Origin of the sequence: Pseudoalteromonas rhizosphaerae, assembly GCF_028885455.1 — a bacterium.
In the GTDB taxonomy this organism is placed as follows: domain Bacteria; phylum Pseudomonadota; class Gammaproteobacteria; order Enterobacterales; family Alteromonadaceae; genus Pseudoalteromonas; species Pseudoalteromonas rhizosphaerae.
The window spans coordinates 896039-909533 of record NZ_CP118496.1; the positions used below are offsets into that span (position 1 = coordinate 896039).

Genomic DNA, 13495 nt, shown 5'->3' on the forward strand with positions numbered 1-13495 from the left:
AAAAAAATATTGTTAATGTAACTTAAATCGGTAATATTCCTGCGCTGGGAACATACTACTTTAAGGACAGTATAGTGTTAGCTTCATCACTTGCAGGCTCAAGCCGTTGGTTTTCATTTGTTAACGAAAGTTGGCGCATCGCTACATTATGGCTAGCGGGTGTTTTATTGTTTATGAGCTTTCGGATTTTCTTTTTAGTCTACTTTCATGACCGAATCACTACACCAATTGATCTTGATGTCATTTTAAACACCTTAGAAACAGGATTTGCTTTTGACTCAGCAGCCAGTGGTGTGTGTTTTAGCATCCCCTTTTTATTAAATTGTATTTTACAGCCGATGCGCTTAGGTCATTGGGTAAGAATGGTGCGTAACTTTACAGGTAAACTCTTTTTTGTAGTCGCTATTTTACTCTGTATAACTAGTATTACGTATATTTCAGAGTACGGCAGTCAATTCAATTACTTTATGTTTGAAGGGTTGCACGATGATCAGCAAGCAATTGCTTTAACCGTGATTGAACAATATCGGCCATGGGGAAGCTTACTAGGGTTATTTACACTGTTAGTGGTTGCATTTAAGTTATGTCATCGCGTTGATAAGCAGTCGAATAGCTTTTTACAGCGCATTTTTACTGACTCTAAATGGAAGCGTACGTTGTTAATTAGCATCATAGTGGTGTTATTTATCTGTGCTATTCGAGGTTCTTTTGAGTCACGTCCGGCATCACGGAAGTGGTCTGCGGTAACGCCGGACCCATTTATTAATAATTTAGTGATCAATCCATTTCGCAGCTTTTTATATGCCATTAAAGATTACAACGATCTACAAAGTCATGGCGTAGACGGCGAAAATCCATATTTAAATCATAACTCAGTGCTTGATGTCTTACCTTTAAACGCATTTAGTCAATATACTACAGCACCTTTGTTAGCTGCACCGTCACACGTGTTCGTGATTGTTATGGAAAGCTATGATTCTTGGCCGTTACAACAGAAGTATGCTTCGCTTAATTTAACCAATCAGTTAAAAAATCTAGCTAGTAAAGGTATTTACCTAGATAACGTTTTACCTGCAGCTAGCAGTACTATGAATTCGCTATCCAGTATTGTATCTGGGATCCCTTATGCAGGGGTTAATATGAGTTTGATTGGGCCACAAAAACCAAGCAGCAAGTTATCGTTATTTAATCAATTAGAGCAGTTAGGGTACACCAGCCAGTTTTTTTATGGTGGTTTATTATCATGGCAGAATGTCGGTGAGTACGTTCTATCTCAAGGTGCTGATAAGGTCTATTCAGCTACCGATGCTGGCGGTAAAGGTAGTGCAGGAGTCTGGGGCATTGATGATGGTCAGTTATTTGATTTAGTGGCAGAAAAAACCACACAGAAAAGTTTTAATGTGATTCTCTCGGGTAGTTATCATGGCCCGTTTAATCTCGATTTAGACAAATATAACTACCCTTATAAGTCGGCTGCAGATTACCCTGCAGAGATAAATAGATTAGAAGGGGAGTTATTAGATCCGTATGTATTAGGGCACTTGTGGTATGCAGATAAAATGCTGGGTGAGTTTGTGGCTAAGATGGAGCAACGCTATCCAGATGCATTATTTGTCATTACCGGGGATCATTATAGTCGTCGTAACTTTCACAAGCGTCCAAATTTATATGAGTTAACTCATGTGCCGATGGTGATTTATGGCAAAGGTGTTAGCGCAGATTTAGTGCCAGCACAGCAAGTGGCAAGCCATATGGATATCGCTCCAACATTATTAGATTTAATTGCGCCAGCAAATACTCAGTTTTATAGCATGGGACAATCATTATTTAATACAGCGCCAGATCGAAGGGTATTTGGTTTTCAAACAATACGTCACAATGAGCAGCTTTGGCGTGGTGATTTATCGGCACTTTATGAGTATTATAGGGTCAATGAGCTGGATAAAACTCAGCTTTTACCGACAACACCACCGCAATTTGTCGAAATTGATGCACAGACAGAGCAAGCATATACCCAGTATATGGCGACAGCCTGGCATTTATTAACTCAAGGTATGGATTAAAGTAATATGATTGATTCATCACTAGATAAGCAAAACTTACACGCAAAAGATTATACAATGACTAAACCAGAGATTAATTTAGTAAACAAACCCAATGGCACAGGGGTTGGGCGTATTTTAAAAGCAACCAAATGTTCTATTAAAGGATTTAAAGCCGCATTTAAGGAAGAGTCAGCCTTTCGCACAGAGCTTGCGCTAGGGCTAGTATTATTGCCGTTATCATTTTGGCTAGCACAATCATTGCAGCACTGGGCACTTCTTGTAATCAGCTTTTTGTTATTGTTGATTGTTGAGTTGCTAAACTCAGCAATTGAAGCATTAACAGATCGAGTTGGTGTTGAATACCACGTGCTATCAGGGCGTGCGAAAGATATCGCTTCAGCGGCTGTAACATTAGCACTGATAGTGTTGTTTATTGTATGGGCTGTGGCTGGGTATGAAAAGATACTTACATTGATAGGTTAGGAAGTTAGGTAAAACGTCACTGGCTTTGAGCGACAAGCTTCGAATACACCCAAGCTCCTAGTTATACCAATCGACTTAAATATTTAACCATTCTAGCGAGCTAAATAAAGCGCTAACTGCGTTATAATTTTTTCAAGTAGAACAACTACATGTCAAAATTTACGCCTTGTTATCACTGTATTTATCTGTCGCTATAAATGGTCAGTAACTTAACACGATTGGTATCACTTTCTAGAACCTAGCTTTAATTGCGCGGGGTAAACCCGCGCCTACGTCTGGCAGCAGCGAGTTTACCTCGCGACAATAACCTAGGCATTTACAACAATATAATCAGCAAGCATAAAAAAAAGCGCCAATTGGCGCTTTTTTGTATTCACACAGTGGCTGATATTAAAGACCAGCTGCTGCGCGAAGTGCGTCTGCTTTATCTGTGCGTTCCCAAGGGAATTCATCACGACCAAAATGGCCGTAAGCTGCAGTTGGTAGATAAATTGGGCGCTCAAGATCAAGCATTTTAATTAAGCCATATGGACGTAAGTCAAAGTGTTCACGAATCAATTCAATTAAACGTGATTCTTCAAGCTTGCTGGTACCAAATGTTTCAACACTGATTGACGTTGGCTCTGCAACACCGATTGCGTAAGAAACTTGTAGCTCACATTTGTCAGCAAGGCCCGCAGCAACGATGTTTTTAGCAACGTAACGTGCAGCGTACGCAGCTGAACGGTCAACTTTTGATGGATCTTTACCAGAGAATGCACCGCCACCATGACGAGCCATGCCGCCATAGGTATCAACGATAATTTTACGACCAGTAAGACCACAGTCACCCATTGGGCCACCGATTACAAAACGGCCAGTCGGGTTAATGAAAAACTTAGTTGCACTAGTGATAAGCTCAGCAGGCAGTACTGGCTTGATGATTGTTTCCATCACAGCTTCTACTAAATCTTTTTGTGAAATGTCTTCACTGTGTTGAGTAGAAAGTACCACTGCGTCAATACCTACTGGCTTGCCGTTTTCATATGCAAAAGTAACTTGTGATTTTGCATCAGGACGTAACCAGTTAAGCTCGCCGCTTTTACGTACTTGCGCTTGACGCTGCACTAAACGGTGTGAGTAAGTGATTGGTGCAGGCATTAATACTTCAGTTTCGTTACATGCGTAACCAAACATTAGGCCTTGGTCGCCAGCGCCTTGTTCTTCTGGGCTAGTACGGTCAACACCTTGGTTGATGTCAGGAGACTGCTTACCAATCGTGTTTAAAATTGCACACGAGTCTGCATCAAAACCCATATCAGAATGAGTGTAGCCAATTTCACGTACAGTTTTACGTGTGATTTCTTCGATATCAACCCATGCGCTAGTAGTGATTTCACCACCAACCATAACCATACCAGTCTTTACGTAAGTTTCACACGCAACACGGGCATGAGAATCTTGTTCTAAGATGGCATCTAGTACCGCGTCAGAGATTTGGTCCGCGATTTTATCCGGATGACCTTCAGAAACAGATTCAGAAGTAAATAAATGTTTTGCCATTGTCTTTGCTCACAAATATTGCGCTTCACAAACGTCGGTAAGAGCGCTAAAAAATTTAGGGGCGTATTTTATCTAAAACAACGATAGTTGCATAGTTTTTTTACGCCTAGACGTCTAAATAAAATTACTAATAACTTTTTGTTCTTAAAAAAAATTCATAATGCCCAATTTAATCAGGTTTTTAATTGCATACAGCCCCTACAATAAGTAAGAATGGATCTTCAAATGAATACACACAATAACCAGCGCAAATACAGTAAAGGTAGGAGAATCCATGCCGTCTCGCAAAGAACTTGCAAATGCTATTCGCGTCTTATCAATGGACGCAGTACAAAAGGCCAAATCAGGCCACCCTGGAGCCCCTATGGGCATGGCTGATATCGCAGAAGTACTATGGCGCGATTATCTAAACCACAATCCAACAAATCCAGAGTGGGTAGATAGAGATCGATTTATACTTTCCAATGGCCACGGTTCAATGCTTATTTATTCTCTATTGCATTTAAGTGGTTATGATTTACCAATTGAGGAAATTAAAAACTTCCGTCAAATGCATTCAAAAACACCTGGCCATCCAGAATATGGGTATGCGCCAGGTATTGAGACTACTACGGGCCCACTTGGTCAAGGGATCACTAACGCGGTAGGTATGGCGATTGCTGAAAAAGCATTAGCCGCGCAATTTAACCGCGAAGGTCATGATATTGTTGATCACCACACATATACTTTCTTAGGCGATGGTTGCTTAATGGAAGGTATTTCTCATGAAGCATGTTCACTTGCCGGCACATTAGGCCTAGGTAAGCTTGTTGCATTTTGGGATGACAACGGTATTTCAATTGATGGTGAAGTTGAAGGTTGGTTTAGCGACGATACACCTGCACGCTTTAAAGCCTACGGTTGGCATGTAGTAAGTGACGTTGATGGCCATGACTCAGACGCTATCCGCGCAGCCATCGAAGAAGCACGCAGCATCACCGACAAACCAACACTAATTTGTTGTAAAACAGTTATCGGTTATGGTTCACCAAATAAATCAGGTAGCCATGATTGTCACGGCGCACCACTAGGTGAAGACGAAATCAAAGCAGCACGCGAGTTCCTTGGTTGGACTGGTGAAGCATTTGAAATCCCAGCTGATATTTATGCACAATGGGATGGCAAAGAAAAGGGTAAACAACTTGAAGCTAACTGGGATGAAAAATTTGCCGCGTACGCCGCTGCACACCCAGAACTAGCCGCTGAATTTAAACGCCGTACTAGTAGTGAGTTGCCAGCAGATTGGGCTGAAAAATCACAAGCATATATTAAGCAACTAGACGCAAATCCAGCAAACCCAGCATCACGTAAGGCATCGCAAGACGCACTGAATGCATTTGGTCCATTACTGCCTGAATTTATGGGCGGCTCAGCTGATTTAGCCGGTTCTAACCTGACTATTTGGAAAGGCTCTAAAGGCTTAACACGCGATGATGCCAGCGGTAACTACATCTATTACGGTGTGCGTGAGTTTGGGATGTCGGCGATTATGAATGGTATTGCATTGCATAAAGGTTTTATTCCTTACGGCGCAACTTTCCTAATGTTTATGGAATATGCACGTAATGCTGTTCGTATGGCTGCACTTATGAAAGTGCCAAGCATTTTTGTATACACCCACGATTCAATCGGTTTAGGTGAAGATGGTCCAACTCACCAACCAGTAGAGCAAATTGCTAGCATGCGTTTAACGCCAAACTTAGTTAACTGGCGCCCGTGTGACCAAGTTGAGTCTGCTATTGCATGGCAACAAGCGATTGAACGCCAAGATGGTCCAACATCACTTATCTTTACTCGCCAAGGCCTTGAGCAACAAACTCGCTCAGCGCAGCAATTAAGCGACGTGAAAAAAGGTGGTTATGTGCTGAGCTGTGACGGCGAGCCTGAGCTTATCTTAATCGCAACTGGCTCTGAGGTGCAATTAGCACAAGATTCAGCCGCTGAACTGCGTAAGCAAGGTAAAAAAGTACGTGTTGTCTCTATGCCATCGACCGATGTATTTGATGCACAAGACGCTGCTTATAAAGAAAGTGTACTACCAGCTGCAGTTTCACGCCGCGTAGCCGTAGAAGCAGGTATTGCTGATTACTGGTATAAATATGTAGGTTTAAACGGCGCTGTAGTAGGTATGACCACCTTTGGTGAGTCAGCACCAGCTAATGAGCTGTTTGAGCACTTTGGCTTCACGGTAGAAAACATCGTAAACAAAGCAAACGAATTGTTTTAACCTTAAAGGTTAAAATGTAAAAAGCCCGCACTGTGTTAAACGCAGTGCGGGCTTTTTTATACAGAGCTGTAAGCTTTAAGCCGTCAGCTATCAGATGCCCATGAGTATTTTTCACATCACTACACTTGCATGCTATGCGTCCTTAAGGCAATGTGGTCGCAGTTAAATTATAAATCAAAGAACAGGAGTGAGGATGTCTCAGTTTGATAATGTAAGTGTTGTTAAAACAGCGAACGTATATTTTGACGGTAAAGTATCAAGTCGTACCGTAGTTTTTGCTGATGGCAGCACTAAAACGTTAGGTTTTATGCAACCGGGTGAGTTTGAATTTGCTACGAGCAAAAAAGAATTGATGGAATTAAACGGCGGCCAGTGGGATGTATTACTCCCTGGTGAGACGAAATGGCAAACGATGTCAGCAGGGGAGTCTTTTAATGTTGATGCTAACGTTACCTTTCAAGTAAAAGTGACTGACTTTGCTGATTACTGTTGTTCGTATACTTAACATACAAATTAAGTGTCACGCTGAAAGCCCGCCATGCGCGGGCTTTTGCATATTTAATGTGACTAAATTGATCTACATCAGCTGTAATAACAAATAAATTTCATATTTATGCTTTTCTGCCTTGTGTTAATCTAAATAGCCCCCAATACTAGTTATGAGGTAACATAAAAAAGGATACCCTATGAAAATTAATCTTTCTGGTCACCATGTTGACGTTACTGACTCTATTAGAGAGCACATCAACGAAAAATTTTCAAAAATTGCGAGTCATTTTCCATCTCTGATCGCACTAGATATCATTCTTTCAAAAGAGCATCATAAGCTCCAAGCAGAAATCAGTACCATATACGAAGGCGCGCGTTTATCCGTTAAAGGTGAGAACGAAGTTCTTTATCCAGCTATTGCAAACGCGGCTAAAAAACTCGATGCAGCACTAAAGCATCGTAAAGGCCAAATTAAAGCCAATTTACATGAAAAACCGGTGAGCACTACACCTGAAATTGCTCATGAAATTATTCAAGAAATGGACCTACGTTAAATAATAAAGACGCTAGATCTTAGGCAACTAGGATCTAGCGATTTACATCTAAAGGACTAGTCCTCTAAACCTCCGCTTTACTCTTTATTTCTTAATTAAAACGCTGTAACTTGCTTATTATTAACCATAAGTAATAAGTACACAGATGCAGTCAGCAGTATCAATTTGGCAAACTCGTTTAAACGCACTAGGTCCCGGTATTTTAATGGCAACCGCTGCAATTGGTGGCTCACATTTAGTGGCATCAACGCAAGCAGGGGCTATTTTTGGCTGGCAGCTATTTTGGTTAATCCTCGTTGTTAACGTGCTTAAGTATCCGTTTTTCCGCTTTGGTATCGAGTACACGCTAGCCACAAAAAAAAGCTTAGTTGAAGGCTATCAAAGTAAAGGCCCATGGTTTTTTTATAGTTTTATTGGGTTAAATATTATTGCTGCGGTGGTCAATACCGCTGGTGTGCTGCTATTAACGGCCAGTTTATTACACTACGCTTTACCCATTGCTATTTCAGTGACTTTACTGTGTTGGTTGATCCTCGCCGTTTGCTTAGTCATTTTATTACTCGGGCACTTTAAAGCACTCGATAACGTCGCAAAGGCTATTATGGGGCTACTTACACTAGCAACAGTCATTGCCCTAGCTATTGCATTTAGTAACGGCCCAATGGCACCTGCTGATTACGTTGGCCCATCTCCCTATGAACTTGCTATGCTGGGTTTTATGGTGGCATTGATGGGTTGGATGCCTGCACCGATTGAAATCTCAGCATTAAGCTCATTGTGGCTTAAAGAAAAGCAAAGTCAGCAAAGCGTGACTAAGGCTCAGGGGTTGTTTGATTTTAATTTAGGTTATTGGTTAACCGCAGGGCTGGCATTAGTATTCTTTTCACTTGGTGTGCTAGTGCAATATGGGCAAAGCGCGAATATAGAGCTCGGCGGCGTGGCATTTGCTAAACAGCTTATTGATATGTATGCCCTTACCATAGGTGAATGGGCACGACCATTAGTTTCAATTATCGCGTTTTTGTGTATGTTTGGCACAACTTTAACCGTGCTTGATGGCTACGCCCGCACATTAAACGAATCACACAAGTTATTAGGTTTTAAACAAAGTAAGCACAGCTTAAATATCTGGTTGATAGTACAATCTTTGGCGGGGATGGCGGTGATCTTATTCTTTAAATCAGCCCTTGGCCCTATGCTTACTTTTGCCATGACGCTAGCATTTTTGACCACGCCGATTTTTGCATGGCTGAACTTCAGCTTAGTTCGCTCAGTGCCAAGTATTCAGCATTCCAAAGTAATACAAAGCTTGAGCTGGTTAGGACTGATTTATTTAGTTGGCTTTGCGTTGGTGTTTTTGGTTTGGAAGCTTGGTTAACAGCAAAGTAGTTAATTGGAGTTTGCGCGGGGTAAACCCGCGGCTAGATATTGGTAGCAGTGAGTTTACCTCGCCACGGGCTGCGAGCTTCGAATACTAGAACCTAGCTACTACCTAAAACCTAGCTCCTATTTTTCAATTACTTCAGGCTTACTTGAAAAAATCATCGTCGTTTTTAGCAAGCATAGCTTCAATATCTTCAATCATATCTTGGCTTAAATCATCTGCAGAGGTAATAGGTGCAGAGATTTTATTGTTTTCAAACGACCATTCGCCTAAATCAATTAACTGACAGCGTTTTGAACAAAAAGGGCGGTGCGGACTTTTTTCTGACCATTCGACTTGGTTTTTACACGTTGGGCAGCTTACAACTGTTGGCATAACATCTTCTCATACATATTGTTTACGATTTATAACTCTAAAACCTAGAAAGCTAGGTTTTAGGATCTTAAAAACTAGTTACTCGGTTTATCTCGGCTAATGAAGTCATACCGGCGGCAGCTTTTCTGAGGCCTGATAAACGCAAGTTATTAAAGCCAGACTTTAACGATACTTCAGCAATTTCTAGTGAATTACCGCCACGCATAATGATTTGCGCTATTTCTGGAGTAATCTGCATTACTTCATAAATACCCACACGACCTTTGTAGCCATCAGTGCAGCTATCGCAGCCTTTGGGTGCAAATAAAGTGAGTTCAGTTATTTGTTCAGGGCTAAAACCTTGGCGTTGTAACTCTTCGTCCGGCAAGCTTTCAGGTGCTTTACATTTAGGGCATAAACGTCGAGCTAAGCGCTGTGCGATAATTAAGCTAATCGAGCTGGCAACGTTATAAGCAGGTACACCCATATTAAGTAAACGGGTTAGGGTTTCAGGTGCAGAGTTAGTATGTAAGGTCGATAATACCAAGTGACCAGTTTGCGCCGCTTTAATAGAAATTTCAGCGGTTTCAAGATCACGGATCTCACCTACCATCACCACATCAGGATCTTGACGTAAAAACGCTTTTAGCGCATTAGCAAAGGTCATCTCTGCGCGCGGGTTAATTTGCACTTGGTTGATACCTTCAAGGTTAATTTCAACCGGATCTTCTGCAGTGCTAATATTACGCTCTGGTTGGTTAAGAATATTCAAACCAGTGTAAAGTGATACTGTTTTACCCGAGCCGGTAGGGCCGGTAACTAAAATCATGCCTTGCGGTTGTTGCAGCGCATCCATATAGAGTTTTTTCTGCTCAGGTTCATAACCCAGTACATCAATGCCAAGCATGGCACTGGATGAATCAAGGATACGCATTACGATTTTTTCGCCCCACAAAGTCGGCAGCGTACTTACCCGGAAATCGATACTTTTACGTTCGGTGATTTTAAGTTTGATACGGCCATCTTGTGGTTTGCGTTTTTCGGCAATATCTAAGCGTGCCATTACTTTTATCCGCGCTGATAAACGCGTGGCTAAGCTGTTCGGCGGGCTGGCCATTTCATGTAAAATGCCATCGATACGAAAACGCACGCGGTATTTATGTTCGTAAGGTTCAAAGTGTAAATCCGAGGCGCCTTTTTTAATTGCATCCATCAAAATTTTATTGATGTAGACGATAATCGGGGCATCGTCTTTTTCGTCTTCGCCATTGTTTTGTATTTCGCGAGGACCTTCGGTATCTAAATCACTAAATTCTTTAAATTCTTCATCACTTAAATTTAAACTGCCCGACGCATCAAGCAGTTGATCTATTTTGGCTTCAAGCTGGCGATAATCAACAACGACCACCTCACAAGCAAGCCCTGTACTGAATTCAAAGTTTTCAAAAGCACCATAATCAGTAGGATCCGACGCGGCAATGTAGAGTTTACGGCCTTTTTTAACTAAAGGTAGAATATGATGATCTTTGATCAGTTTTTCTTTAACAAGCTCTTTTGGGATCAGCTCGACGTCAAACTCACGTATATCAAAATAAGGCACTCGGAATAAGTCGATACATTGCTCGGCAAGTTCATGACCATCAATACCGCTGCATTTTGCGATCAACTCTGCTGTTGAGCCATACTCACGCTGTTTGAGTTTGACTGTTTCTGCGTCAATACGGCCAAGCGTAATAAACTTTCTAAGTAATGGTGAATTAATATTCATTGCGCACCTTGGTTAGATCCTTTCATAGCCAGCAATTTATCAGAAAAAAGAATGGTATAACATCAGTCTTGTCGATTTAAGGTAATTTGACAACAAAAAGCTAAAAAGTTTTTGTTTATCACAACCGTTATCATCTTTATTAGTTAACTTTAGCCGTTAGTTGTAAGTAGTTTTGATGAAGTTGCATTATATCCTGCTCAACTAAATGCAATGGGCGGTTGTTATCAATCACATCGTCAGCTCGATGGCGTTTATCCTCGCGTGACATTTGTGCGGCGATAATACTGCGTGCTTGCTGCTCAGAGGTGTTATCGCGGGCGATAGTACGCTTGAGTTGTATTTCTACAGGAACGTCAATCACTAAAGTGCGATCACAATATTGCTCAAGACCATTTTCAAATAACAGTGGTGCGACGAGCACCACATATGCGCTGTTTGCAGAGTGTAAATCAGTAAGGATTTTTTCACGGATCAGTGGATGCAGCAAATTATTAAGCCAAGTTTTTTGCGCTGTATCAGCAAAAATAATCTCACGTAATTGCGCCCGGTTTAAACTGCCGTCGGGGTTTAGCACTTGGGCACCAAAATGCTCACTAATAGCAGCTAAACCAGGGCTATGCGGTTTGACTACGTGGCGTGCAATAATGTCAGCATCAACCACGGTAATAGCGAGTTTTTCAAACATGGCACTAACGGCGCTTTTTCCGCAACCAATACCGCCGGTTAAGCCCAGCACCCAATTTTTCATCGCTTTATGAGTGGATGCATTCATATTAATAACCTAACAAATTAAAATAAAATACTTGGATTTGTGTGCCCCATAACAAAGTAACCCAGCCGGCAATGGCTAAATAAGGCCCAAATGGAATTGGCGTGGCTTTATCTTTGCCTTGAATACTCAATAATGCGATACCAATAATAGCGCCCACTACACTCGATAATAAAACAATGGTGAGTAATGATTGCCAGCCAAGCAATGCGCCAAATACCGCCAGTAATTTAAAATCACCATAGCCCATGCCTTCTTTACCGGTGATCAGTTTAAATAGCCAAAATACGCTCCAGAGGCTTAAGTAACCACATGCTGCACCAATAATGGCATCTGTTGGGGAGATAGTGATGCCCATTACCGCAGCAATTAATGCTAACCAGACTAAAGGTAAGGTGAGTTGGTCAGGCAGTAGCATATGATCAATGTCAATAAAGGTCAGGGCGACGAGCACCCAAGTAATTAAAATATACAGTAGTGCCTGCTCAGTCGCGCCAAAGGTGTAGGCCACTATTAAGCTTAAAACCGCAGTAAGCATTTCAACAATTGGGTAACGTACTGAAATAGGGTTACTGCAACTAGCGCAGCGACCTTTTAACAATAACCAGCTAATAACAGGAATGTTTTGCCAAGGCTTAATGGCAGTTTTGCATTTTGGGCAAGTAGAGTTAGGCTTGACCAGATTAAACTCAGCTTCTGTATTATCAGCTTTTGTGGGTTTTAAATCGTCAGCCAGTAAAACACGGCATTCTGTTTGCCATTCACGTTGCATCATTATCGGCAACCGGTAAATAACTACATTCAAAAAACTGCCAATACACAGGCTCACTAAGCCAACAGTGAGTAAATAAAACCATAATTGGTTTTGCATAACAGTGATTATATCGAGAAAGAAATTTTGCATTCGCTAAAACCTAAAACCTAAAACCTAAAACCTAAAAACTACTAAAAGCCCGCGCTTACGTGCATGTAGCAGCGAGTTTACCTCGTGATTGTTTATACATTTACACCGATAAACTTATTTTACCACCGAGGGCACAAAGGCGCTGCGCGCTACACAGAGAAACCAAAGTAAAAAATCACTTATTTCTTCTCTGTGAACTCGGTGGTGAATTAATCACTGACAGAACTTGAATCTATTGCGCGGGGTAACCCCGCGGCTACGTATTGGTAGCAGCGAGTTTACCTCGCGACTGTTTATACATTTACACAAACAAACCTATTTTACCACCGAGGGCACAAAGGCGCTGCGCGCTACACAGAGAAACCAAAGTAAAAAATCACTTATTTCTTCTCTGTGAACTCTGTGTTCTCGGTGGTGAATTAATCACTGACAGAACTTGAATCTATTGCGCGGGGTAACCCCGCGCCTACGTATTGGTAGCAGCGAGCTTACCTCGCGACTGTTTATACATTTCCACCGATAAACCTATTTTACCACCGAGGGCACAAAGGCGCTGCGCGCTACACAGAGAAACCAAAGTAAAAAATTACTTATTTCTTCTCTGTGAACTCTGTGTTCTCGGTGGTGAATTAATCACTGACAGAACTTGAATCTATTGCGCGGGGTAACCCCGCGCTTACGTGTATGTAGCAGCGAGTTTACCTCGCGACTGTTTATACATTTACACCGACAAATCTATTTTACCACCGAGGGCACAAAGGCGCTGCGCGCTACACAGAGAGACCAAAGTAAAAAATCACTTATTTCTTCTCTGTGTTCTCGGTGGTGAATTAATCACTGATAGAACTTGAATCTAATTGCGCGGGGTAACCCCGCGCCTACGCATTGGTAGCAGCGAGTTTATCTCGCGACAATGAGATTATTTTCGCGGTGGCAA

Annotated in this window: 11 protein-coding genes; 6 read left to right on the forward strand and 5 right to left on the reverse strand. The window is 41.7% G+C overall.

Annotated elements, in window-relative coordinates:
* The first annotated feature begins 74 nt into the window (after nt 1–74).
* On the forward strand, nt 75–2063 hold the full coding sequence (locus PVK79_RS03965) for an LTA synthase family protein (RefSeq protein ID WP_257325347.1): 1989 nt from the start codon (nt 75–77) through the stop codon (nt 2061–2063).
* A gap of 57 nt (nt 2064–2120) precedes the next feature.
* On the forward strand, nt 2121–2528 hold the full coding sequence (locus tag PVK79_RS03970) for a diacylglycerol kinase (protein WP_257326432.1): 408 nt from the start codon (nt 2121–2123) through the stop codon (nt 2526–2528).
* A gap of 390 nt (nt 2529–2918) precedes the next feature.
* Here the strand turns inward: PVK79_RS03970 and metK are convergent, their stop codons facing one another.
* On the reverse strand, nt 2919–4070 hold the full coding sequence (gene metK, locus PVK79_RS03975; RefSeq protein ID WP_149981353.1) for a methionine adenosyltransferase: 1152 nt from the start codon (nt 4068–4070) through the stop codon (nt 2919–2921).
* Nucleotides 4071–4344: 274 nt separating this feature from the next.
* On the opposite strand from metK, the gene tkt reads away from it, so the two are divergent.
* The 4 genes from tkt to PVK79_RS03995 all read left to right on the forward strand — a co-directional run bounded on the left by tkt (nt 4345) and on the right by PVK79_RS03995 (nt 8757).
* Nucleotides 4345–6336 (forward strand): transketolase, encoded by a 1992-nt coding sequence (gene tkt / locus PVK79_RS03980; RefSeq protein WP_257325348.1) that lies wholly within the window; start codon nt 4345–4347, stop codon nt 6334–6336.
* Between the two features lie 193 nt (nt 6337–6529).
* Nucleotides 6530–6841: a pyrimidine/purine nucleoside phosphorylase gene (gene ppnP, locus PVK79_RS03985; RefSeq protein ID WP_145235187.1), complete on the forward strand. Its 312-nt coding sequence runs from the start codon at nt 6530–6532 to the stop codon at nt 6839–6841.
* Nucleotides 6842–7022: 181 nt separating this feature from the next.
* Entirely contained in the window at nt 7023–7379 is a 357-nt protein-coding gene (gene hpf / locus PVK79_RS03990; RefSeq protein WP_145235189.1) for a ribosome hibernation-promoting factor, HPF/YfiA family, read from the forward strand.
* A 205-nt stretch (nt 7380–7584) separates the two neighbouring features.
* Nucleotides 7585–8757 (forward strand): NRAMP family divalent metal transporter, encoded by a 1173-nt coding sequence (locus tag PVK79_RS03995; protein WP_145235524.1) that lies wholly within the window; start codon nt 7585–7587, stop codon nt 8755–8757.
* A 150-nt stretch (nt 8758–8907) separates the two neighbouring features.
* Here the strand turns inward: PVK79_RS03995 and yacG are convergent, their stop codons facing one another.
* The 4 genes from yacG to PVK79_RS04015 all read right to left on the reverse strand — a co-directional run bounded on the left by yacG (nt 8908) and on the right by PVK79_RS04015 (nt 12558).
* On the reverse strand, nt 8908–9138 hold the full coding sequence (gene yacG, locus PVK79_RS04000) for a DNA gyrase inhibitor YacG (RefSeq protein ID WP_182735849.1): 231 nt from the start codon (nt 9136–9138) through the stop codon (nt 8908–8910).
* A 67-nt stretch (nt 9139–9205) separates the two neighbouring features.
* Nucleotides 9206–10885: a type IV-A pilus assembly ATPase PilB gene (gene pilB, locus PVK79_RS04005; protein ID WP_145235193.1), complete on the reverse strand. Its 1680-nt coding sequence runs from the start codon at nt 10883–10885 to the stop codon at nt 9206–9208.
* Between the two features lie 139 nt (nt 10886–11024).
* Nucleotides 11025–11657, reverse strand: coding sequence for a dephospho-CoA kinase (gene coaE, locus PVK79_RS04010; protein ID WP_257325349.1), 633 nt, complete (start codon nt 11655–11657; stop codon nt 11025–11027).
* A 1-nt stretch (nt 11658) separates the two neighbouring features.
* Complete coding sequence (locus PVK79_RS04015) at nt 11659–12558, reverse strand: prepilin peptidase (RefSeq protein WP_274804052.1); 900 nt, start codon at nt 12556–12558, stop codon at nt 11659–11661.
* Nucleotides 12559–13495: the final 937 nt, after the last annotated feature.